A 21254-nucleotide genomic window follows, 5' to 3' on the forward strand; every position below is an offset into this window, starting at 1 on the left:
TACGCGCACGCGCCCCGCCGCGCGGACCGGCGAGGCACGACCGTACCCGTTGTGACGAAGCAAGTACCCAGGGTTTGGCTACAAACCGGATATCTCACCCACGATCCGCCATGAACTGCCATCCTTTGCGGCGGCGTGCCGCCGTAGCCGTTGACGCCGCAACCGCGTTGAACCCTTGAAGAAGGAGCGACGCTGCTCACTTCCGGAGGAGGGGTTTCTCTTGGCGGAGGCCGACGTGGACGTCAGTGGTTCGCAGACGACTGCCCAGCATGGCCCCAGCCCGGACCGCAGCCCGAGCCCGGCTCCCGATGCCGCCCTGGGGTGCGATCTCGTGACCGTTCCGGCCCGTCAGGGCCTGGAGGCGGTGGACATCCTGCGCCGGGCCACCGACCCCGGCGGCGCTTACTGCGGCCCGGACGAGGAGCCGGGCGCCGTCGGCGCCGTGCTGCACGAGCCAACCGGGGACTGCGACACGCTCGGCTTCCTGGTACCGCCCGGCACCGCGGCCGGCTGGGACCTGCCCGGCAGTGCGTGCACCCAGACCTTCGGGCGCGGGCTGCCGACGGCCGCGGAACCTCCCGTCGCGGGCACCGGTTGGCTCGTGCCGCCGGTCGGAGACGGCGCCGTCACCGACCCGGCCGTGCTCCGCGCCGCGCTGGGCGAAGCGGCACGCCTGATCGAGGCCGCCGACCGCTGCAGGTGAGCGACCCTTCGGCCGCTCAGCCGCCACCGGCCGCCCGGGAACCCTGGCTCCTGCGAACCCGGCTGCCCGGGAACCCCGCCGCCCGGAACCCCGCCGCCCGGAACCCGGCTGCCCGGGAACCCCGCCGCCCGGAACCCCGCCGCCCGGAACCCGGCTGCCCGGGAACCCCGCCGCCCGGAACCCCGCCGCCCGGAACCCCGCCGCCCGGAACCCGGCTGCCCGGGGATCTGGCCGTCCGGAACCCCGCCGCAGGGGAACCCGGCCGCTCGTGAGCCCCTCTCGGAAACCTGGCCGCCCGCCCCCGGGGATACTGGGGGCATGGCGAAGGGCAGGCGGCGTCGCGCGGAAGCCGTCACCGAAGAGGTGGACGGCGGTGTCGCCGAGCTCGTCCCCGACCGTGACCGGCCGCGCGCCCGTACGCTGCTCATCGACGGCGCCCCCCAGTCCCACGTGGACCTCGACGACCCCGCGTACCTCGACTTCGAGTACCAGCGCAGGCTCGGTCACATCGCCGATCTGACCGCGCCGCCCGGCCGCCCCGTCCAGGCCCTGCACCTGGGCGGCGGCGCCTTCACACTCGCCCGGTACGTCGCCGCGACCCGCCCCCGCTCCACCCAGCAGGTCGTCGAACTCGACGCCCGGCTGGCCCGGTTCGTACGGCGCGAGCTGCCGCTGGAGAGCGGCTGGCGGATACGGGTACGGGGCGGGGACGCGCGGGCGGGGCTCGGCAAGGTCCCCGAAGGCTGGGCCGATCTCGTCATCCTGGACGTCTTCAGCGGGGCCCGTACGCCCGCTCATCTCACCAGCGCGGAGTTCGCGGCCGAGGTACGGAGAGCGCTGCGGCCCGGCGGCTTCTACGCGGCGAACCTCGCCGACGGGCCGCCGCTCGCGCACCTCCGGGCCCAGATCGCCACCGTAGGAACAGTTTTCCCCGAGATGTGCCTGATGGCCGACCCGGCCGTGCTGCGCGGGCGCCGGTTCGGCAACGCCGTCCTGCTGGCCTCGGACCGCGAGCTGCCGGTCGCCGAGCTGACCCGCAGGGCCGCGGGGGACCCACACCCCGCGCGCGTGGAGCACGGCAGGGCGCTGCTGGACTTCGCGGGCGGTGCGGCGCCGGTGAGCGATGATGCGGCGCGGCCGTCACCCGCCCCGCCGGAGAAGACCTTTGAGTGATCAGCACCAGCGGTCCGTGTCAGTGATCCGCGCCAGTGATCCGCGCCAGTGATCTGCGATCATTGATCCGCGCCCGCGTTGGCCGCTGCCGGATCGGCGGCCATCGGGTCATTCCTCGACGACCTGGACGGTCGGCGGGTGGCCGTTCCAGGTACAGAAGACCGATGTCGTGTTCGCGCCTCTGGTGAAGTTCACCCGGATCCACTCGGACTGCTTCCAGACCTGCATCTGCCAGCTCGAGTCGGGCGTCGCCGAGACCAACTCCGCGTAATCTTCGTTCATTTCGAAGACGACCCGGCCCCCGGTCACGTTGTAGCTCTTCACGTCGCCGCTCGCGGACGGCGCGGCGGAAGGGGAACTCGGGGTGGTGGTGCGCGGCGGCGGGGTGTCGCGGTTCTCGGGTGTCCCGGACGGTCTGCGGGGCTTGGAGGGGGAGGGCGACGACGGCTTGGGGCGCTGGGTGGAAGAGGACTGTGGCTCGGCGCCGCCCGCGGCCTCCGCACGCCCGGTTGCGTCGCCGGCTATGGGAAGCGCGCGCGGCGGGTCGTACGCCGTGCCGGCGAGCACGGTGTGGACGCCCCACCACGACAGCGTGACCGCAGCGCCCGTGGCGAGCGACCACGCTACGGCGTGAACCAGTCCTCGTTGCATCACGCTCATACTGCCGCACGTGGCCGATTCTTTGCGATGGACTTCGCGGGACGGTCATCACGCGTATGGCGTACGGTGCCGCCCATGGCAAGTGTGCTCGTGGTCGAGGACGACCAGTTCGTGCGCTCGGCCCTCATCCGGCACCTGACCGAGGCCTCCCACACCGTTCGGAGTGTCGGCACGGCCCTGGAGGCGCTGCGTGAGGTGGCCCACGTCGGTTTCGACGTCGTCATCCTCGACCTCGGACTGCCCGACCTCGACGGGGCGGAGGCCCTGAAGATGCTGCGCGGAATCACCGACGTCCCCGTGATCATCGCGACCGCCCGGGACGACGAGGCGGAAATCGTCCGGCTGCTCAACGACGGAGCCGACGACTACCTCGTCAAGCCGTTCTCCGTGGACCACTTGTCCGCCCGGATGGCCGCCGTGCTCCGCCGCTCGCGCGCGGCCGCGGGCGCCGAGCCGCCGTCCCGGGTGATCCGCGTCGGCGGCCTGGCGATCGACCCGCTGCGGCGGCAGGCGGAGCTGGACGGGGCGGCCCTTGACCTGACACGCCGCGAGTTCGACCTGCTGGCCTTCCTCGCCGGGCGGCCCGGAGTCGTCGTGCCGCGCAAGGAGTTGCTGGCCGAGGTGTGGCAGCAGTCGTACGGGGACGACCAGACCATCGACGTCCATCTGTCGTGGCTGCGGCGGAAATTGGGCGAAACGGCCGCCAAGCCGCGCTATCTGCACACGCTGCGGGGTGTCGGGGTCAAGCTGGAGCCGCCCCGATGAGGTGGGCGCTGGTCAAGGTGAGCCTGGCGGTCACCGCCATGGTCGTCGTGGCCTTCGCCGTGCCGCTCGGGCTCGTCGTCAAGGAGATGGCGCGCGACCGGGCGTTCTCCAACGCCGAGCGGCAGGCCGCCACCATCGGCCCGGCCCTCGCCATCACCACCGACGACGCGCAGCTGAAGCGGGCCGTGGCCAGCACCGAGGTGGGGGCTGAGGGCCGGATGGCGGTGCACGTCCCGGGCACCGCGGGCCCAGGTGGCGGGGCCGCCGTGGAGATCGGCGAACCGCGGGCCAGCCGCGCGGACCTGGCCACCGCGACCCGGCTCGGGCGCGCCTCCATCTCGTCCGTGGACGGCGGTTACGCGCTGCTCCAGCCGACCGCCATCGGCTCGGGAAAGGTCGCCGTCGTCGAGGTGTTCGTCCCCGACCAGGAGGTCACCAACGGCGTCACCACCGCCTGGGCCGTCCTCGCCGTGGTCGCCCTCGCCCTGGTCGTCGGCTCGGTCGCCATCGCCGACCGGCTCGGCACTCGTATGGTCCGGCCCGCCGAGGAACTCGCCGGAGCCGCCCAGGACCTGGGTGAGGGCAAGCTCGGCACGCGCGTGCCCGAGGAGGGCCCCGCCGAATTGCGGGCCGCCGCGGTCGCCTTCAACTCCATGGCCGACCAGGTGGTGCAGCTGCTCGCCAACGAGCGCGAGCTGGCCGCCGACCTCTCCCACCGGCTGCGCACTCCGCTCACCGTGCTCCGCCTCAACGCCGCCTCCCTGGGCGAGGGTCCGGCCGCCGAGCAGACCCGGGCGGCTGTCGCCAAGCTCGAGGGCGAGGTCGACCAGATCATCCGCACCGCGCGCGACCAGCGGCCGCAGACCCAGGGCCCACTGGGCGTGGTCTCCGGCTGTGACGCGGCCGAGGTGATCCGCGAGCGGATGGCCTTCTGGTCGGCGCTCGCCGAGGACGAGGGCCGGAAGGTGCGGCTCGCGGGCGTCGACCGTCCCGCGCGCGTGCCCGTGGCGCGCCCCGAACTCGCCGCTGCCCTCGACGCGATGCTCGGCAACGTCTTCCGGCACACCCCTGAGGGCACCGCCTTCTCGGTGGACGTGCACAACGGCGAGGACGCCGTGATCGTGCTCGTCTCGGACGCCGGGCCCGGCATCAAGGACCCGGACGCGGCACTGCAGCGCGGCCACGGCGACGGCGGCCCCGGCTCGACGGGTCTGGGGCTCGACATCGTCCGCCGGGTCGCGGAGTCCACGGGCGGCGACGTACGGATCGGGCGCTCGGTGCTGGGCGGTACGGAAATAAGGGTCTGGCTCGCGCTCGACGGGCGGCGGCCGTCCCTGGGGCAGCGGGGGCACCGGGTCGTACGGCGCAAGCGCGGCAGGGCGGGGGGCGGCGGCAAGGTCGCCAAGTGAGCCGAAGGCCGTCAAGTGAGCCTTCAGGCCGTCAAGCGAGCCGCTGGCGCGGCTCTTTGAGTCCAACGTTTAATCACCGCCGATCGTGCCCTTAAGCGCGGCATAAGAAGTCCGGGCCTCGCACCGATCCTGGCTTTTGTCCGTTTCGGGCTCGCTAGCGTGCTGCAGCACCACCCCCCGTAGAACAGAGGCAGGAACGCGATGAGCAGTGCGCACCGGCACAGAACGAGCCGTAACGCCAAGGCGATCGGCGCGGTCGTCGCCGCGGTCGCCGTGGGCGGAAGCGCGTTCATGCTGGCCGGGACGGCTCAGGCCGCCTCGGTCGGCGCGGCGTACACCACGACGAGCGACTGGAGCACCGGCTACACCGGGCAGTACGTCATCACCAACGAGTCCGGGAAGGCGCTGTCCGACTGGACGCTCGAGTTCGACCTGCCGGCCGGGACGAAGCTCAGCTCCCTGTGGAACGCCCGGCACACTGCCGACGGGCAGCACATCACCGTCAAGCCCGCGAGCTGGAGCGGCGACATCGCTCCCGGCAAGTCGCTGGCGGTCGGCTTCGTCGCGGTGTCGTCCGGGAACAGCGCGCAGGCCGCGGAGCCCCAGGGCTGTCTGATCAACGAGGTGAAGTGCTCGGTCGACGACGGCGCCACCCCGGAGCCCAGCGGCCGCCCGACGCAGAGCTCTTCCCCGACCGCCGCGCCCTCGCCGACCAAGGAGCCGACGAAGACGTCGACCGCGCAGCCGACCCAGACCACCACCCCCTCGCCGACCGGGAAGCCGGAGCCGGGCGACGGCTCGGCCAAGGGCGAAGGCTTCGCCCCGTACATCGACACCTCGCTGTACCCCTCCTACGACATGGTGGGCACCGCCAAGAAGACCGGGGTGAAGGAGTTCAACCTCGCCTTCATCACCTCCGGCGGCGGCTGCGTCCCGAAGTGGGGCGGCGTGGCCGACCTGAACAACAACCCCGTGGCCGACCAGATCGGTGAGCTCCGCAAGGCGGGCGGCGACGTGCGGGTGTCGTTCGGCGGTGCCGCCGGGTCCGAGCTGGGCCTCGCCTGCTCCTCCGCCTCCGATCTCGCGGCGGCGTACGGCAAGGTCGTGGACGCGTACAAGCTCACCAAGGTCGACTTCGACGTCGAGGGCGGCGCGCTGCCCGACAAGGCGGCCAACACGCGCCGCGCGCAGGCCATCGCCGAGCTGCAGAAGAAGCACCCGGGCCTCGATGTGTCCTTCACCCTGCCGGTGATGCCCTCGGGCCTCACCCAGGACGGCGTCGACCTGGTCGCCGACGCCAAGAAGAACGGCGTGAAGATCTCGGCCGTGAACATCATGGCCATGGACTACGGGCCCGCGTTCAGCGGCGACATGGGCCAGTACGCGATCGAGGCGGCCACGGCCACCCAGGGCCAGATCAAGAACGTCCTGGGACTGTCGGACGCGGCCGCGTGGAAGGCCGTCGCCGTCACCCCGATGATCGGAGTCAACGACGTCACGACCGAGATCTTCAAGGTGGACGACGCCACCCAGCTGGTGAAGTTCGCCGAGTCCAAGGGCCTGGGCTGGCTATCGATGTGGTCCTCGACCCGCGACAAGCAGTGCCCCGGCGGGGAGCAGAATTCCGCGCAGGCGACCTGCAGCTCGATCCTTCAGGACGAGCTGGCGTTCACCAAGGCCTTTGGTACGTACGGCGGCTGAACCTCTCCACCCTGGATTCCCTCTTTCCGACTGCCACCCCCCCACGCGCGCCCCGGCCGGGTCACCCCCCATCCGGCCGGGGCTCGCGGTTTTTGGCCCCGCTATGTGGTCCGGAAACGGCCTATGCGCGGCCTGTTCGGGCCTGAAGCGGCCTATTCGGTGGGCAGCACGCCCGAGCGGGCGACCTCGGCGTACCAGCGGGCGCTGGACTTGGGGGTGCGGGCCTGGGTCGCGTAGTCGACGTGGACCGCGCCGAACCGCTTCTCGTAGCCGTACGCCCACTCGAAGTTGTCCATGAGGGACCAGAGGAAATAGCCCTGGACGTCGGCACCGTCGGTGATCGCGCGGTGCGCGGCGGCGAGGTGGGCGTGGACGTACGCGATGCGCTCGGGGTCGTGGACGGCCCCTTCGGCGTCGGGCTTGTCCTCGTAGGCCGCGCCGTTCTCGGTGATGAGCAGGGGCAGCCCGGGGGCCTCCCGGGTGAAGCGCATCAGCAGGTCGTACAGGCCTGTCGGGTCGACGGACCAGTCCATGGCGGTGAGGTCGCCGGGCGGCTGGTGGAAGGCGACCCGGTCGGCCGCGGGCCAGGGGGAGTGCTCGCTGGCGCCGTGGCCGTCCCTGCGCGGAGGCTCGTTGTCAGTGGCGGCTGATACCACTGTAGGCGTGTAGTAGTTGATGCCCAGCGCGTCCAGGGGGTGCTTGATGACGGCCAGGTCCGAGTCGTGTACGTACGACCAGTCGGTCAGCCGCGCGGTGTCCGCCAGCAGGTCGGCGGGGTACCGGCCGTGGAGCATGGGGTCGGTGAAGATACGGGTGGCGAGGGCGTCGATCTGCCGCTGAGCGTCGAGGTCCTCGGGGGACCGGGTCAGGGCGCGTACGGCGCCCGGGTTGAGGCTGACCGCGACGCGGGCGCGGGCGGGCAGGGCCGAGCGCAACGCCTGGGCGCCGAGGCCGTGGGCGAGGTTGAGGTGGTGCGCCGCGCGCAGGGCGGCGACCGGGTCGGTGCGGCCGGGGGCGTGCACGCCTGAGCCGTAGCCCAGGAAGGCGCTGCACCAGGGCTCGTTAAGGGTGCTCCAGGTCTCGACGCGGTCGCCGAGCGCCTCGGCGACGATCCCGGCGTACTCGGCGAACCGGTGCGCGGTGTCGCGCTCCGGCCAGCCCCCCGACGCCTCCAGCTCCTGCGGCAGATCCCAGTGGTAGAGGGTCGGCAGCGGCTGGATGCCGTGGGCGAGGAGCTCGTCGACGAGGGCGCGGTAGAAGTCGAGGCCGCGCCGCACGGCGGGGCCGCGCCCGGTGGGCTGTACGCGCGGCCAGGACACGGAGAAGCGGTATGCGCCGAGGCCCAGTTCGGCCATGAGGCGGACGTCGTCGCGGAAGCGGTGGTAGTGATCGGCCGCGATGTCACCGGTGTCGCCGCCGGCCACGTTGCCGGGCGTATGGCTGAAGGTGTCCCAGATGGAGGGGGTGCGACCGTCCTCCTGCGCGGCGCCTTCGATCTGGTACGCGGCGGTGGCGGCGCCCCACAGGAAGCCGGGAGGAAAGCTTGCGGTCATGGAAGCGCTCCCAGGAGAGTCGTGACGAGGTGATGGAGTGTTGGAGACGGAGAGGTCAACCTTTGACCGCGCCCTGCATGATGCCGCCCACGATCTGCTTGCCGAAGAGGGTGAAGGCCAGCAGCAGCGGCAGGGTGCCGAGCAGCGCACCCGCCATGATGACCGACTGGTCCGGGATATAGCCGCGGCCGAGGCCGGTCAGCGCGACCTGCACGGTCGGATTGTCCTGGGTCAGCGCGATGATCGGCCAGAAGAAGTCGTTCCAGGCCTGCACGAAGGTGAGCATGGCCAGTACGGCCATGGCGGGCCGGGCGGCCGGGAAGACCACGTGCCAGATGATCCGCAGACTGCCGGCACCGTCCACGCGCGCGGCCTCGATGAGCTCGGTCGGCAGCGCCTCGGTCAGGTACTGCCGCATGAAGAACACCCCGAAGGCGCTCACCAGGGTCGGCAGGATCACGGCCTGCAGCTGGTTCGTCCACTCCAGCTCGGCGACCGTCATGAACAGCGGCACCACGCTGAGCTGCGGCGGCACCATCATCGTGGCGATGGTCAGCATCAGCAGGAGGTTCTTGAGCCGGAAGCGGAGCTTGGCGAAGGCGAAGCCGGCGATGGTCGAGAACAGCACTGTGCCCACGGTGACCGTGCCCGCGACGACGGTCGTGTTGAGCAGCGCCAGGCCCATGTTGGCGTCGGTCCAGGCCGCTTCCAGATTCTGAAGCAGCCGCCCGCCGAACCAGAACGGCGGGGGTGTCCCGGCCAGCCGGGAGTTGGTGCGGGATGCCGCGATCGCCGTCCAGACCAGGGGGAAGAGCGAGCCCGCCGTGAAGAGGGTCAGCACGGCGTACGTGATCCTCCCGCCGTGCAGCTGCCCGCCGGCTCTGCCGGCCCTTCCCGCCCTGCCGCGCCTCCCCGGCTCTCCCGGCTTCCCGGGGTCGCCGGGTCCGCCGGGCTTATGTTTCTCAGCGGCGACGACGGCCGTCATCGGGCAGCCTCCTCACGGCTCTTGCGCAGCGCCCTGGCCACGGCGAGGTAGAGCGGGAAGATCAGCAGCAGGATCAGGAACATCGTCCAGGCGATGGCGGCTGCCCGGCCGAGGTGGAAGTGGAACCAGCCCTGTTCGTACATGTAGAGGCCCAGGGTCTGGAACTGGTGCGAGGCGCCGCCCTTCTCGCCGCCCGCCCCGCCGAAGAGCAAGGGTTCGCCGAAGAGCTGGGTGGCCCCGATCGTCGAGACGACGATGGTGAAGAGGATCGTCGGCCGCAGCGAAGGGATCGTCACATGGCGGAACTGCTGCCAGCGGGAGGCCCCGTCCAGGGCCGCCGACTCGTACAGATCGTTCGGCACAGCTTGCATCGCGGCCAGGTAGATCAGCGCGTTGTAGCCCGTCCACCGCCAGATCACGATCGACGAGACCGCGATCTGCGAGCTCCACTCGCCGTTCTGCCAGTCGATGGTGTCGATCCCGGCCAGGCCGAGCGTCCAGTTGACCATCCCGTAGTCGCGCCCGAAGAGCAGTACGAAGACGAGCGTGGCCGCGGCCACCGACGTGGCGTACGGGGTGAGCATCGCGACCCGGAAGAACGTCGAGCCGCGCAGCCGGTAGTTGAGGAGGTGGGCGATCCCCAGTGCCATCAGCAGCTGCGGGACCGTCGAGATCACGCCGATGGTGAAGGTGTTCCGCAGCGCGTTCCAGAAGAACTCGTCCTCCAGCAGCCGGGTGTAGTTGTGCAGTCCGGCCCACTCCATGACCGTCGGATCGTGCAGGGAGACGCGGTGCAGCGACGACCAGCCCGTATAGAGCAGCGGGAAGAGCCCGAAGGCCGTGAAGAAGAGGAAGAAGGGCGCGACGAAGGCGTACGGGCTCCACCGCACGTCGCGGCGGTAGCGGCGGCTGCGCCGCTCGGCCTGCCGGCGCGCGCGGAGGGCCGCGCCCCCCTCCCTCGCGGGGGGCGCGACCGTACGGGACTCGACAGCCATCCGCGTCACTGGTCCAGCGCGTTGTCGATGTTCTTCAGCGCCGCGTCCCAGCCCTGGTCCGGCGTCTTGCCCTGCTGCTCGACCTGGAGGACGCCGACGTCGGTGATGGCCGTCTGGATGGCCAGGTCCTTCTCACCGACCACCAGGGTCGGGATGCCCTTGGCTGCGTCGGCGAAGATCCTGCCGATGGGGGCGTCGTCGAAGTACTCGTGCTTGGCGCCGGCGACGGCCGGGAGGTCGTACGCCGCCTGTGAGCTGGGGAAGCTGGCCTGCTTCTCGAAGAGCTTGGCCTGCTGCTCGGGCGCGGTCAGCCAGGCGGCGAGCTTGACCGCCTCGTCCTTGTTCCTGGCCGCCTCCGGCACGGAGAGGAAGGAGCCGCCCCAGTTCGCGGGCTTGGGTGCCGGGGCGACGTCCCACTGGTCCTCCGCCTTGTCCCCGGCCTTCTCCTTGATATAGCCGAGCATCCACGGCGGGCAGGAGACGGTGGCGAACCGGCCGTTGGCGTACGCCTGGTCCCAGGTCTTGTCGAACTGCTTGAGCTTGGCGGTCATCTTCCCGTCGACGACCTCCATCGCCAGGTCCCAGGCCTCTTTGACGGCCGGGCTGTCCTTGTAGATGAGCTTGCCGCTCTTGTCGTAGTAGCGCTCCGCGTTGCCCGAGACGGCCGCGTTGTAGACCCCGCCCGCCGCGTCGACGAAGACCGTGCCCTTGGGGGCCTTCGCCATGTAGTCCTTGCCGGCGTCGACGTACTTCTGCCAGTCGCCCGCCCAGAGCTTGCCGACCTCCTTGCGGTCCGTCGGCAGCCCGGCCTTCTTGAACAGGTCCTTGCGGTAGCAGATCGCCATCGGGCCGATGTCGGTGCCGAGTCCCACGGTCCTGCCGTCCTCGGCCGTCGCCTGCGCCCACTTCCACGGCAGGAAACTGCTCTTGTCGACCCCCTCGGCCTTGCCCAGGTCGACGAACCTGTCCGCGTGCCTGGCCGCGACCTCGGCGATGTTGCCGACCTCGACCGCCTGGATGTCCTGCAGCCCGCTGCCGGTCCCGAGGTGGGTCAGCAACTGCGGGTAGTACTGGTCCACGCGCTCGATCGAGGTCTCCTTGATCGTGACGCCCGGGTTCAACTTCTCGTATTCGTCGTAGAGTCCTGCCTGTTTGTAGCCGAAGACCCCGAAGACCCCGATCGTGACCGTGGTCTTCCCGTTGCCGTCCTTGCCGCCCGGGCTCGCGGAGCCGGGCTCGTCGCTGTCCTCGGCGCAGCCCGCGAGCAGGCCGGCGCCCAGCGCGGCGACGGCCGCGAGGACCACCGCCCGCCCTGACGTGCGGGACATAGAGCGCATTGTGTCCTCCTATGCACTGACGTACCGCTCCCGGCCAAGGGATTGCGACAGGGGGAAGTGGTGCTGAGGCTCGGGCGGGGAACGTACGGGATGTGTATGACTCCGATACCTTGGGAGCGCTCCCAGACGTGATGTGTTGAAGGGTTACGGCTCCCCGTTGGGGTGTCAAGGCCGCGGACAAGAGCAACCTGGCGCGCCCGAAGTGATGTTGAATGACACGGCGGCGCCCGATGCGGGGCATATGGCTGGAGGCGGACATGGCGGGGATCCGACGGCGGGGCGGCGTGCGCAGAGGCGGCGGGCCGACCCTCGAGGAAGTGGCGGCGCGCGCGGGCGTCGGCCGCGGCACGGTCTCCCGGGTGATCAACGGCTCGCCCCGGGTCAGCGACCGCACGCGGGCCGCCGTCGAACAAGCCGTCGCCGAGCTGGGCTACATACCGAACCGGGCCGCCCGCGCCCTTGCGGGCAACCGCAACGACGCCATCGCCCTCGTCATCCCCGAGCCCGAGACGCGGCTCTTCGCGGAGCCCTACTTCTCCGACATCATCCGCGGTGTCGGCGCCGAACTCGCCGATACCGACCTGCAGTTGCTCCTCACCCTCATCCGCACGCCCAAGGAGCGCCAGCGTCTCGCCAACTACCTGAGCTCGCACCGCGTCGACGGCGTCCTGCTGGTCTCCGTGCACGCCGACGATCCGCTGCCCGACCTGCTGGAGCGGATCGAGATGCCCGCCGTCCTCAGCGGCCGCCGCTCCGCCCGCGAGTCCGTGCCGTACGTCGACTCGGACAACACCGGCGGCGCCCGTGCGGCCATGGAGCACTTGCTCGCGCGCGGTCGCCGGACGATCACGACGATCACCGGACCGCTCGACATGTACGTGGCCCAGTGCCGCCTCGACGGCTACCGATGCGCTCTCACGGACGCGGGCCTCCCCGCCGACGGAGCGCTGATCGCGGGCGCCGACTTCACCGAGGACGGCGGACGGCGCGCGATGCGCGAGCTGCTGGACCGGGCCCCCGACCTCGACGCGGTCTTCGCGGCCTCGGACGTGATGGCGGCGGGCGCCCGTCAGGTCCTGCGCGAGGCCGGCCGCCGCGTCCCCGACGACGTCGCTCTCGTCGGCTTCGACGACTCCCCGGTCGCCCGCCACACGGACCCGCCGCTGACCAGCGTCCGCCAGCCGATCGAGGAGATGGGCCGGGCGATGGTCCGGGTGCTGCTGGAGGAGATCGAGGAACGCAGCCGGGAGCGGGAGCAGCTGGTGCTGCCGACGGAGCTGGTGGTGCGCGAGTCGTCGTGAGGCGTCCGGCCGAGGCGGGTCAGTGGCAGTCGCCCCCCGCCCCCCGCGCGAGCAGCAGCAGCGCGTTGACGAGGTCCTCTGCGGGCGAACCGGTCGCCAGCCGGCGCAGCTGCTGTCCGAAGACCAGCGCGACGGCCGTCCCCGCCAGCCGCTCGGCGTCGGGCACCCCGAGCCCGGCGAGGATCTGCGCGGCCAGCCGGTCGTACGCGGCGAAGCACTCCGCCGCCGCGGCCCGCAGCCGCTCGTCCCGCCCCGCCTGCACGTATAGCTCGAAGGGCGCGATGTGCCTGCTGTCGAACTCCGTGCCCCCAGCGACCTGGCCGACCATGGCCGCGGCCCCGCCGATGTCGATCCCCCTGGCCTGGCACTGGTCGGCGAGCTCGGTGAAGCGCCGGGTCTCCTCGGCGACGAAGTGCAGCAGGCTCTCGCGCAGCAGCTCGTGCTGGGTCTCGAAGTGGTAGGTGACCGAGCCGAGGGAGACCCCGGCCTCCTTGGCGATCCGCCGGTTGGTGACCGCGGCGACCCCGTCCTGGCCGATGATGCGCAGGACGGCCTCGATGATGCTCTGCCGGGTTCCGGCAGACCTCGGCACGGCGGTCATGCCGATCATTGTTCCACTGGTGCACTCCCGGCAGGAGCGAGGGCGGGCCGCTTCTCGTACCAGCGCTGGTCGTCCTCGAGTTGGGCGGCCAGCGAGATCAGCAGCTCCTCACTGCTCTCCGGGCCCAGGAGCTGGGCGCCGACCGGCAGCCCGTCGCGCGTGAACCCCGCGGGCACGTTCACGCCGGGCCAACCGAGCACGTTCCAGGGCCAGGCGTACGGGCAGGCCGCGGCCATCGTCGTATCGGTCCGCCAGGCGCTCAGGTCGTCGAAGGTGCCGATGCGGGGCGGCGGGGCGGCGGTGGTGGGGGTGAGCACGATGTCGTACGCGTCGAAGATCGCGCCGATCCTGCAGTGCTGCCGGGCCTCGCGGGCCCGGGCTATGCGCAGCGCGCGGCCGCCGAGCCGCCTGCCGGTGCGTACGGCGCCGTGCGTACGCGGGTCGAGCAGGCCCGGCTCGGGGTGCAGCGCGGCGATCTCGGCGACGCCCGCGGTGGCGCGCGGCACGAAGCTCAGCCCGATCAGGCCGTAGCGGGGCCTCGCCTCCTCCACGTGGTGGCCCAGGCGCGCGAGGGCCTCGGCGAGCCCGGTGACCGCGGCGCGCACCTCGGGGTGGACTGCGGCGCGGGTGGCGGTGAGCGGCGGCCGCCAGGCCAGGGCGATACGGAGCCGGCCGGGGTCGTGGCGGGTCGCCGCCAGGGCGTGGACGGGCCGGGGCCGGTGCAGGTCCTCCGGGTGCGGGCCCGCGGCCACGTCCAGCAGCAGCGCCGCGTCACCGACCGTACGCGCCAACGGGCCGATGACCGCGAGCCCTTGGAAGGCGTCGGCGTACGGGTGCAGGGACACGCGGCCGCGCTGCGGCTTGATCCCGACCAGATGCGACCAGGCGGCGGGTATGCGGATCGAGCCCGCGCCGTCGGAGCCGAGAGCGGCGGGTACGAGTCCGGCGGCGACGGCGGCTGCCGAGCCGCCGGAGGAACCGCCCGGGGTGTGGGCGGTGTTCCACGGGTTGCGGGTGGCACCGAAGGCCGACCCCTCGGTGAAGGGCCACTGCCCGAGCTCGCAGGCGTTGGTCTTGCCGACGATCACCGCCCCGGCCGCGCGCAGCCGCCGCACCGGTTCGCTGTCCTTCGCGGCGGGGGCGATCTCTCCGCGGCAGCCGAAGAGCGTCTGCATCCCGGCCACGTCGGTGTCGTCCTTGACCGCCACCGGCACGCCCAGCAGCGGCAGTTGATCCCCGGCCACCCGCGAGGCGGCGAGCCTGCGGTCGGCCTCCTCCGCCTCTTCCAGCGCGGCTTCGGCGCGTACGCACCGGAAGGCGTTGATGGTGCCCTGGGTTGCTTCGATCCGCTCGAGCGCCTCGCGTACGAGGGCCACGGACGTGGTCCGACCCTCCGTCAGGGCCCGGGCCTGGTCGGCGAGCCCGGTGCAATCGGCTGTGGACACGCGCTGCCCCTCCTCCCTATCGTTCGTTCGAACGAACAGTTCTCGGGAGGCTACGCGTATGCGCATCACCGGATCAACCGTTCTGCTCACCGGAGTGACCGGCGGCATAGGCCGGGCCATTGCCGGTGAACTCGCGCGCAAAGGCGCCAGGTTGGTGCTGACGGGGCGTCGCGCCGACGCCCTGGAGCGGACCGCCGCCGAGTTCGACGCCCGCGCGGTCGTCGCCGATCTCGCCGACCCGGACCAGGTCGACCACCTCGCCGACGCGTGCGCCGACACCGACATCCTCATCGCCAACGCCGCCCTCCCTTCCAGCGGCGACCTCCTCGACTACACGCCCGAGCAGATCGACCGCGCCCTGGCCGTCAACCTCCGCGCCCCGATCATGCTGTCCCGCCTGCTCGCCCCCCGCATGGCGGCCACGGGCCGCGGCCACATCGCGCTCGTCGGCTCGATCTCCGGCAAGGCCGCGACCCGGTCCTCCTCCCTCTACAACGCGACGAAGTTCGGGCTGCGCGGCTTCGCGCTGGGCTTCCGCCAGGACCTGCACGGCACGGGGGTCGGGGTGTCGGTCATCCAGCCAGGCTTCGTACGGGACGCGGGCATGTTCGCGGCCACGGGGGCGAAGCCGCCCGGCGGCATGCGTACGGTCTCGCCGGGTCAGGTGGCGGCCGGGGTGATACGGGCGGTCGAGCGCGACCGGTGCGAAGTCAATGTGGCGCCGCTGGAGATGAGGGTGCTCAGCGCCATCGCCGGGCAGTTCCCCGGCTTCGCGGAGCGGGTGCAGCGCCGCGCGGGCGCCGAGCCCACGCTCCGCCAGATCGTGGACGCCCAGCGGGGGAAGCGCTGAGTCACAGGCCGGGACCGGAACCTTCACGAGGAGTTGGGGGCCCCGTCGGCGCCGCCACCCGGAAGCCGATGTTTCCCGTCGAGCTGTCCGGGGTGTTGGAGCTGCGGGCCGCCACCCGGTAGCGGTTGCAGTACGAGGCGTGGCACAGGTACGAGCCTCCGCGCATGACCCGGGGGGAGCCGGGTGTGGCTGATGAGAAAGTGCAGCGCTGATGGCTCTCGGGGCATGGCCGCGTTGACATCAGGCGTTGAGGTGCCCCGGGCCCGGGTGGGCGGGGGCGTCCGTATGGATTGTTGGGACAGGTGGTTGGGCCCTGGTTTCACGCAAAAGGCGAGAGCGGGTCAACGAGGCATCACAGGGGCCGTACTTGTGGGGGACTGCGCAGCGTCGGCGGCGCCGACAGGATACTCATATGACGAAGCGCATTCTCACCGTTTCAGCCCTGGCGGTCTCGTCCACGATCCTGGCCATGGGCGCGGCCTCCGCCGCACCCGCATCCCCGGCCAGTGCCCCGGCACCCGCCGCGGCCTCCCACGACACACGCGCCACCATCCCCGGGATGGACCAGTTCTGTCCGTTCATCCAGAACATTCCGATGATCGGCTCGATGCTCTGCCCGTAGCGAGGGCCGGGTCTCCCGTCTGAGCCATAGGGCCTTCTGTGGGCTGTAACCAAGCGCTCGGTGCCCGTTGCGGAAGCGGGGCACCGGGCGCTGCTGCACTGCCACCAGATGCCGACTCCGCAAGAGGCTGGGCAGACGCAACCACACGACCATTGACACCGGGCATTGAGATGCCCCGGACCAGCGGCGCGGGCGGCGGGGGGTGCGGAGGGTCAGGACAGGTCGGTTGCGAGGGCCTGCGGAGCCGGGGAGGTGTCAGACGTGCCGCCGCTGGTACCGGGCGGCGGACCCCCACGGGGCCCCATGGATTCGGGCATGACGAAGGCCGGACCTGTTGTCACAGGTCCGGCCTTGATCATTCAGGGTGAGTAACGGGACTCGAACCCGCGACATCCTGGACCACAACCAGGTGCTCTACCAGCTGAGCTATACCCACCACGACCGGGGCTTTTCGCTGCGTTCCGCACCCGGCCGAGAAAAAGTGTACAGGGTCCCGAGGTGTGCTCGCTCCCGGCTTTCCGGCGGGTCGCCCGGCCCGGGGGCGGGGGTGGTCACGGCCGGGTGCGGAGGCTGTCCCGGGCCGGTTCCGGCGCCTGCGCACCCGTCGGGAGCCGGGCGCTACTCCGCCGCGACCGGGCCCCGGACGGCCTCTGCGGTCGCCGGGGCATCCGCCCGCAGGACGTGCTTCGCCGCGATGGCCTTCGCCGTCTCCGAGTCGGGACCCGGCTGTGGGACGAAGATCGCCTCCCGGTAGTAGCGGAGCTCGGCGATGCTTTCGCGGATGTCCGCGAGCGCCCGGTGGTTGCCGTTCTTCTGCGGACTGTTGAAGTACGCCCGCGGGTACCACCGCCGCGCCAGCTCCTTCACCGACGACACATCGACGATCCGGTAGTGCAGGTAGTCCTCCAGCGCCGGCATGTCGCGCAGCAGGAAGCCGCGGTCCGTGCCGACGGAGTTTCCGCACAGCGGGGCCTTGCCGCGCTCCGGCACGTGCTCGCGTACGTACGCGAGCACCTGCCGCTCGGCGTCCTCCAGCGTCGTCCCGCCGTCCAGCTCGGCGAGCAGCCCGGAGGCCGTGTGCATCTGCCGCACCACCTCGGGCATGGTGACGAGCGCCTCGGCCGGCGGGCGGATCACGATGTCCACGCCGTCACCGAGCACGTTCAGCTCCGAGTCGGTGACCAGCGCGGCCACCTCGATGAGCGCGTCACTCGACAGCGAGAGGCCGGTCATCTCGCAGTCGATCCACACCATGCGATCGTTCATGTGTCTCACCCTACGGGGCGGTCCCGCTGACCGGGGACCTGCGGACGTCCCGGCATCCGGTTGCCGCCTCCCTGGCTGTCCCGGCCGCCCGGCTCCGGCTGTCGCGGAGCGTACGCGTCCGACTCCGGCTTGCCGGGATCGAAGAAGCCCCCGGACCCGCCCCCCGACCCGCCGCCGGACCCGCTCCCGGACCCGCCGCCGGGCACCGCCGCAGGCCCGGAGCCCGCCCCAGGCCTGCGCGGCTGCACGCCCGACGCCGACGGATCCGAAGGCCCCCGCTGCTCGCCGATCTCCAGCCGATCAGGACGGTCAGGACGGTCGGACCGGTCCGGACGTTCCGGGCGCTCCAGCCGCTCCGACCGCTCCGACGCCCCGTTCTGCGGCCTGCGCGCCCGGTACGCCGCCCGATAGGCCGCGGGCGAGGAGCCCAGCTGCCGCCGGAAGTGGCCGCGCAGCGCGACCGGCGATCGGAAGCCGCAGCGCCCGGCGACCTCGTCCACGGAGTAGTCCGAGGTCTCCAGCAGCCGCTGGGCCTGCAGCACCCGCTGGGTGATCAGCCACTGCAGGGGAGCGCTCCCAGTGAGGGAGCGGAACCGCCGGTCGAAGGTGCGCCGGCTCATATAGGCGCGGGCGGCCAGGGTCTCCACGTCGAACTGCTCGTGCAGGTGCTCGAGCGCCCACGCGACGACCTCGGCGAGCGGATCCGCGCCGATCTCCTCCGGTAAAGACCTGTCGAGATAGCGCTCCTGACCGCCGCTGCGGCGCGCAGGGACGACCAGCCGCCGGGCGAGCGCGCCCGCCGCCTCGGCGCCGTGGTCGGTGCGCACGATGTGCAGGCACAGATCGATGCCCGCCGCGGTCCCGGCCGAGGTCAGCACGTCGCCGTCGTCAACGAACAGCTCCCGCGGGTCCACATGGACCGACGGATAGCGCTTGGCCAGCGTCGGCGCGTACATCCAGTGTGTGGTGGCGGGCCGGCCGTCCAGCAGCCCGGCCGCGGCCAGCACGAAGGCCCCGGTGCACAGCCCGACGATCCGTGCGCCCTCCTCGTGGGCCCGGCGCAGCGCGTCGAGGGCCTCGGCCGGTGGCGGCGCCGTGATCGACCGCCACGCCGGTACAACGATGGTGCCGGCCCGGGACAGCGCCTCCAGTCCGTATGGCGCGGTCAGTTCGAGTCCCCCCGTCGTGCGCAGCGGCGCGTCCTCGCCGGCGCACACGAGCAGCCGGTACCGGGGAACCCCGGCGTCCTGGCGGTCGATGCCGAACACGGAAAGCGGGATGGAGCTTTCGAAGATGGGCCCGCCGCTGAAGAGCAGTACTGCGACGATCTCCCGGCGGCGGCGCCCGGACAGCTTCCGCGCGGCCTCCGGTGCGGTCGTGGCGTCCTGGCTCATGGCACTAAGCCCCCCTCGGTGGTCGCGTCCTCTCGGTCCTGCACGTTTCCCCTCGGTCCTGCACGAGTCCCCCGCCATGAATGGCCAAGATCGAATCTACTGTGTCGTATGAGGTCGGCGTGACAAGTTCACCACCGCCCGCTATGTCGACATGACAACTTGGCGTGAAGCATTCGATCACGAAGCGTTGCACTCGACGGCCCTGCTGGGAAGTACGCCTTCCGCCCGCACCCTGTTCCCACGCGGTGCTTGAGCCCGGGGTCTCCCTTTCTGCCCAGCTCGAGCAGGGGTTCGGGAGCCGTGGGGGCAAGGGTTCGGTGGTTGCGCGAAGTTGGCCGAAAAAGTGTGGAGGCAGAGCCGAAAGGCCCGGTGCTACCGGGCGTACGCCCCCAGCGCACAAACCGCCTCCGTGCGCCGGGCCATGCATACGGAAACGCGGCCGGGCCGGTCGCTCCCGAGCGGCCGCCGGGCGCGTCCCACGCCGGTCGGAACCGGCTGACCGGTCCCGTACGACCGCCCTGGTACCAGCTCGTGACGGCCTGCATGCTGTGAGTCATCGCACTGGGGCATTGCGCTACGGGCGCGGCTCCGGCATGCTCCCGGGAAGCCGTACCGCGGCTGCGGTATCGGCCCGCCCTCGTGCCGCGAGGCGGGCCCTGGGCAGGTGGGGAGTGTCGCCGTAACCTTGTGGGTAAGGGCTTGGGAAGATGATTCCCGGACACCCGCCAGGGGGCCCGGGCTCGTCCCCGGAACACCAGTATCCGCTCCGACCCGCTCCGCCAACCGTCGTTCCCTCCCAAGAGGACTTCCTTCGCCGAGACACCGATGGCCGGTCACGAAATTCCCGATCCCGCGGACCGCAAGCAGCGCAAGCAGGTCGCCGATCCGAAGGCGCCCCTCGAGGCGGCGGAAGAGTCACGCCACCCCTGCGATCCGGCGTTCCAGCACGGCGTGGTCGTCGGCTTCGACGGCTCGACCTCCAGCGAGCGGGCCCTCGCGTACGCCATCGGCATGGCGCGGCGCTCCGGCTCCGGGCTGATCATCGTGCACGTGGCCAACCGGCTGCCGACGACCGTGTGGGCGGGCTGTGAGCCACCGGTCTTCGTGGACGTGCCGGACCACCGCACCGAGGTTCTCGGCCTCGAACTCGCCTGTGCGGACTATCTGTCCGAGGTGCCCTGGATCCTCGTGGAGCGCGGTGGTGACATCTGTCACGAGCTGGAGGAGGTCGGCCGGGAGTACTCGGCGGACGCGATCGTGGTCGGGTCGACGCACGGTCTGGTCGGCCGGATCTTCGGCTCGGTGGCGGGCCGGCTCGCGCGCCGCGCCCAGCGCCCGGTCGTCGTCATCCCGTAAGCCTCCCGCGGCCGTTCCGTTGTCCCTGCGGCCACCCCCGCGCCGCGAGTCCGACAACTCCCCATCCGTGCAGGTGAGGTGGGCGGGCGTTGGCCGATATATCGACAGATCTACCGGCGCGTAGAGGTGGATTGTGCATTTGTGAGGGGTACATACCGGTCGCTGGGGAACCACAACTGCACATGAAGGGAGCCCGCCGTGGACAACGACGTCTCTGCGGGAAGCAGCACCTCCTCGACTCTGGGTCAACTCGCCCTCGGACTCACCCTGTTGGCGTTCGGTCTCGGCCACGCCGATGTGATCGACGGCGTGACGGCCGCCGACGCCGTCACCCTCGCGCTCTGGGTGGGCGGCGCCGCGCTGTTCATCACCGGGCTCCTGGAGTTCCGGGCGGGCAACGGCTTCAACGGCACGGCCTTCGCCGGGCTCGGGGCCTTCTGGTTCACCTGGGGCCGCGCGGCCGGGGTGGAGGCTTCGGCCGAAGCCTCAGGCCTCTTCCTGCTTCTCTTCGCCCTGCTCGCGCTGACCCTGACGCTCGGGGCAGCGAGCGGCGGGCGCCTCACCCAGGCCGTGTACGGGCTGCTCTTCGTCTCGCTCGTGCTGCTCGGCATCGGGCAGTTCGCAGGGAACGACGGCCTGACGCAGGTCGGCGGCTGGGCGGGCGCCCTGTCCGGCGCCGCGGCGTGGTACTCGGCGACGGCCGCGCTGGCCAACTGGCCGACCGCACTGCCGGGACGCGCTGCCAACCGAGGGGTGACGGTCTCAGGTTAGGCAGCGGGGCCGGTGGGGGTTCCCCGCCGTAGAGCAGGGGAGGGCACAACCGGCCCGCAAAGGGACGGCCCCCGGCGCGTTGGTGGCACGCGCCGGGGGTCGGCCCCTTTTCTTGTGTGACCACAGGAGACGGAGGCCGGGCAGCCCCGGGCCGCCTCGCCGAGCACCTTGTGCACCGGCATCGTCGGGTCGTCAAGCGCCGCAAGCACGCTGCGAATGGCCGCCACCGACAGCCCTCCGACATCGAGCAGCGCGCGGATCAGCCGCAGCCTGCGCTCGTGCGAGGCGTCGTACGACGCCTGGTTGGGGCTCGTCAGCCGGTGACCGGCGCGGTCGTCGCGGCCTCCAGCGCCGTGGAGATGAGCCG

At 71.7% G+C, this 21254-nt stretch carries 19 protein-coding genes, 1 tRNA gene and 2 pseudogenes; 10 read left to right on the plus strand and 12 right to left on the minus strand.

Going from position 1 to position 21254, the window contains the following annotated elements:
- The first annotated feature begins 220 nt into the window (after positions 1-220).
- Together ACTWP8_RS16440 and ACTWP8_RS16445 are read left to right on the plus strand one after the other, a co-directional pair.
- Positions 221-703 carry a hypothetical protein gene (locus ACTWP8_RS16440; RefSeq protein WP_443322901.1) on the plus strand — a complete coding sequence of 161 codons (483 nt, stop codon included), beginning with the start codon at positions 221-223 and terminating at the stop codon, positions 701-703.
- 318 nt (positions 704-1021) lie between these two features.
- On the plus strand, positions 1022-1876 hold the full coding sequence (locus ACTWP8_RS16445; protein WP_443322902.1) for a spermidine synthase: 855 nt from the start codon (positions 1022-1024) through the stop codon (positions 1874-1876).
- 108 nt (positions 1877-1984) lie between these two features.
- Here ACTWP8_RS16445 and ACTWP8_RS16450 read toward each other — a convergent pair whose 3' ends face one another.
- Positions 1985-2527 carry a hypothetical protein gene (locus ACTWP8_RS16450; RefSeq protein ID WP_443322903.1) on the minus strand — a complete coding sequence of 181 codons (543 nt, stop codon included), beginning with the start codon at positions 2525-2527 and terminating at the stop codon, positions 1985-1987.
- 84 nt (positions 2528-2611) lie between these two features.
- On the opposite strand from ACTWP8_RS16450, the gene ACTWP8_RS16455 reads away from it, so the two are divergent.
- The 3 genes from ACTWP8_RS16455 to ACTWP8_RS16465 all read left to right on the plus strand — a co-directional run bounded on the left by ACTWP8_RS16455 (position 2612) and on the right by ACTWP8_RS16465 (position 6411).
- Positions 2612-3301, plus strand: coding sequence for a response regulator transcription factor (locus ACTWP8_RS16455; protein ID WP_443319370.1), 690 nt, complete (start codon positions 2612-2614; stop codon positions 3299-3301).
- Positions 3298-4710, plus strand: a complete 1413-nt coding sequence (locus ACTWP8_RS16460; protein ID WP_443322904.1) for a sensor histidine kinase — start codon at positions 3298-3300, stop codon at positions 4708-4710. Before ACTWP8_RS16455 ends, ACTWP8_RS16460 begins: the two co-directional genes overlap by 4 nt.
- 201 nt (positions 4711-4911) lie before the next feature.
- On the plus strand, positions 4912-6411 hold the full coding sequence (locus tag ACTWP8_RS16465) for a glycoside hydrolase family 18 protein (RefSeq protein WP_443322905.1): 1500 nt from the start codon (positions 4912-4914) through the stop codon (positions 6409-6411).
- Between the two features lie 152 nt (positions 6412-6563).
- Here the strand turns inward: ACTWP8_RS16465 and ACTWP8_RS16470 are convergent, their stop codons facing one another.
- Genes ACTWP8_RS16470 through ACTWP8_RS16485 form a run of 4 tightly spaced genes read right to left on the minus strand, consistent with a single transcriptional unit; the run spans position 6564 to position 11272 of the window.
- Positions 6564-7964 (minus strand): GH1 family beta-glucosidase, encoded by a 1401-nt coding sequence (locus ACTWP8_RS16470; protein ID WP_443322906.1) that lies wholly within the window; start codon positions 7962-7964, stop codon positions 6564-6566.
- 55 nt (positions 7965-8019) lie between these two features.
- Positions 8020-8949: a carbohydrate ABC transporter permease gene (locus ACTWP8_RS16475; protein WP_443322907.1), complete on the minus strand. Its 930-nt coding sequence runs from the start codon at positions 8947-8949 to the stop codon at positions 8020-8022.
- Positions 8946-9944 carry a carbohydrate ABC transporter permease gene (locus tag ACTWP8_RS16480; protein WP_443322908.1) on the minus strand — a complete coding sequence of 333 codons (999 nt, stop codon included), beginning with the start codon at positions 9942-9944 and terminating at the stop codon, positions 8946-8948. The genes ACTWP8_RS16475 and ACTWP8_RS16480 overlap by 4 nt, the downstream gene beginning before the upstream one ends.
- Positions 9945-9949: 5 nt before the next feature.
- Entirely contained in the window at positions 9950-11272 is a 1323-nt protein-coding gene (locus tag ACTWP8_RS16485; protein WP_443322909.1) for an ABC transporter substrate-binding protein, read from the minus strand.
- 266 nt (positions 11273-11538) lie between these two features.
- On the opposite strand from ACTWP8_RS16485, the gene ACTWP8_RS16490 reads away from it, so the two are divergent.
- Positions 11539-12582, plus strand: a complete 1044-nt coding sequence (locus tag ACTWP8_RS16490) for a LacI family DNA-binding transcriptional regulator (protein ID WP_443322910.1) — start codon at positions 11539-11541, stop codon at positions 12580-12582.
- Positions 12583-12601: 19 nt separating this feature from the next.
- Here the strand turns inward: ACTWP8_RS16490 and ACTWP8_RS16495 are convergent, their stop codons facing one another.
- A complete protein-coding gene (locus ACTWP8_RS16495; protein WP_443322911.1) occupies positions 12602-13183 on the minus strand; it encodes a TetR/AcrR family transcriptional regulator in 582 nt (193 codons plus the stop codon).
- Positions 13184-13188: 5 nt separating this feature from the next.
- Positions 13189-14628 carry an amidase gene (locus tag ACTWP8_RS16500; RefSeq protein ID WP_443322912.1) on the minus strand — a complete coding sequence of 480 codons (1440 nt, stop codon included), beginning with the start codon at positions 14626-14628 and terminating at the stop codon, positions 13189-13191.
- 58 nt (positions 14629-14686) lie between these two features.
- Here ACTWP8_RS16500 and ACTWP8_RS16505 point away from each other — a divergent pair, with 58 nt between their 5' ends.
- Positions 14687-15478, plus strand: coding sequence for an SDR family NAD(P)-dependent oxidoreductase (locus ACTWP8_RS16505; protein ID WP_443322913.1), 792 nt, complete (start codon positions 14687-14689; stop codon positions 15476-15478).
- 1 nt (position 15479) lies between these two features.
- On the opposite strand, the pseudogene ACTWP8_RS16510 reads toward ACTWP8_RS16505, so the two are convergent.
- Positions 15480-15659 (minus strand): annotated as a pseudogene (locus tag ACTWP8_RS16510) (SUMF1/EgtB/PvdO family nonheme iron enzyme); the annotation flags it as partial.
- A 231-nt stretch (positions 15660-15890) separates the two neighbouring features.
- On the opposite strand from ACTWP8_RS16510, the gene ACTWP8_RS16515 reads away from it, so the two are divergent.
- Complete coding sequence (locus ACTWP8_RS16515; protein WP_443322914.1) at positions 15891-16100, plus strand: hypothetical protein; 210 nt, start codon at positions 15891-15893, stop codon at positions 16098-16100.
- A 363-nt stretch (positions 16101-16463) separates the two neighbouring features.
- Here the strand turns inward: ACTWP8_RS16515 and ACTWP8_RS16520 are convergent.
- The 3 genes from ACTWP8_RS16520 to ACTWP8_RS16530 form a co-directional block, all read right to left on the minus strand.
- Positions 16464-16536, minus strand: a tRNA-His gene (locus tag ACTWP8_RS16520).
- 182 nt (positions 16537-16718) lie between these two features.
- Entirely contained in the window at positions 16719-17366 is a 648-nt protein-coding gene (gene orn / locus ACTWP8_RS16525) for an oligoribonuclease (protein WP_443322915.1), read from the minus strand.
- Positions 17367-17371: 5 nt separating this feature from the next.
- Complete coding sequence (locus tag ACTWP8_RS16530; RefSeq protein WP_443322916.1) at positions 17372-18760, minus strand: helix-turn-helix domain-containing protein; 1389 nt, start codon at positions 18758-18760, stop codon at positions 17372-17374.
- Between the two features lie 825 nt (positions 18761-19585).
- On the opposite strand from ACTWP8_RS16530, the gene ACTWP8_RS16535 reads away from it, so the two are divergent.
- Both ACTWP8_RS16535 and ACTWP8_RS16540 read left to right on the plus strand, forming a co-directional pair.
- Entirely contained in the window at positions 19586-20116 is a 531-nt protein-coding gene (locus tag ACTWP8_RS16535) for a universal stress protein (RefSeq protein ID WP_443319384.1), read from the plus strand.
- 198 nt (positions 20117-20314) lie between these two features.
- Positions 20315-20887, plus strand: coding sequence for an acetate uptake transporter (locus ACTWP8_RS16540; RefSeq protein WP_443322917.1), 573 nt, complete (start codon positions 20315-20317; stop codon positions 20885-20887).
- 143 nt (positions 20888-21030) lie between these two features.
- On the opposite strand, the pseudogene ACTWP8_RS16545 reads toward ACTWP8_RS16540, so the two are convergent.
- Positions 21031-21204: pseudogene (locus ACTWP8_RS16545) on the minus strand (MerR family transcriptional regulator); the annotation flags it as partial.
- Between the last annotated feature and the right edge of the window lie 50 nt (positions 21205-21254).

Source organism: Streptomyces sp. 7N604, assembly GCF_052245475.1.
Classification (GTDB): Bacteria; Actinomycetota; Actinomycetes; order Streptomycetales; family Streptomycetaceae; genus Streptomyces.

Excerpts from the sequence above, each read along its gene's own strand:
- ACTWP8_RS16445 (WP_443322902.1), top strand. The coding sequence starts at position 1,022 with ATGGCGAAGGGCAGGCGGCGTCGCGCGGAAGCCGTCACCGAAGAGGTG.
- ACTWP8_RS16450 (WP_443322903.1), bottom strand. The coding sequence starts at position 2,527 with ATGCAACGAGGACTGGTTCACGCCGTAGCGTGGTCGCTCGCCACGGGC.
- ACTWP8_RS16455 (WP_443319370.1), top strand. The coding sequence starts at position 2,612 with ATGGCAAGTGTGCTCGTGGTCGAGGACGACCAGTTCGTGCGCTCGGCC.
- ACTWP8_RS16460 (WP_443322904.1), top strand. The coding sequence starts at position 3,298 with ATGAGGTGGGCGCTGGTCAAGGTGAGCCTGGCGGTCACCGCCATGGTC.
- ACTWP8_RS16465 (WP_443322905.1), top strand. The coding sequence starts at position 4,912 with ATGAGCAGTGCGCACCGGCACAGAACGAGCCGTAACGCCAAGGCGATC.
- ACTWP8_RS16470 (WP_443322906.1), bottom strand. The coding sequence starts at position 7,964 with ATGACCGCAAGCTTTCCTCCCGGCTTCCTGTGGGGCGCCGCCACCGCC.
- ACTWP8_RS16475 (WP_443322907.1), bottom strand. The coding sequence starts at position 8,949 with ATGACGGCCGTCGTCGCCGCTGAGAAACATAAGCCCGGCGGACCCGGC.
- ACTWP8_RS16480 (WP_443322908.1), bottom strand. The coding sequence starts at position 9,944 with ATGGCTGTCGAGTCCCGTACGGTCGCGCCCCCCGCGAGGGAGGGGGGC.
- ACTWP8_RS16485 (WP_443322909.1), bottom strand. The coding sequence starts at position 11,272 with ATGTCCCGCACGTCAGGGCGGGCGGTGGTCCTCGCGGCCGTCGCCGCG.
- ACTWP8_RS16490 (WP_443322910.1), top strand. The coding sequence starts at position 11,539 with ATGGCGGGGATCCGACGGCGGGGCGGCGTGCGCAGAGGCGGCGGGCCG.
- ACTWP8_RS16495 (WP_443322911.1), bottom strand. The coding sequence starts at position 13,183 with ATGACCGCCGTGCCGAGGTCTGCCGGAACCCGGCAGAGCATCATCGAG.
- ACTWP8_RS16505 (WP_443322913.1), top strand. The coding sequence starts at position 14,687 with ATGCGCATCACCGGATCAACCGTTCTGCTCACCGGAGTGACCGGCGGC.
- ACTWP8_RS16515 (WP_443322914.1), top strand. The coding sequence starts at position 15,891 with ATGACGAAGCGCATTCTCACCGTTTCAGCCCTGGCGGTCTCGTCCACG.
- orn (WP_443322915.1), bottom strand. The coding sequence starts at position 17,366 with ATGAACGATCGCATGGTGTGGATCGACTGCGAGATGACCGGCCTCTCG.
- ACTWP8_RS16530 (WP_443322916.1), bottom strand. The coding sequence starts at position 18,760 with ATGAGCCAGGACGCCACGACCGCACCGGAGGCCGCGCGGAAGCTGTCC.
- ACTWP8_RS16535 (WP_443319384.1), top strand. The coding sequence starts at position 19,586 with ATGGCCGGTCACGAAATTCCCGATCCCGCGGACCGCAAGCAGCGCAAG.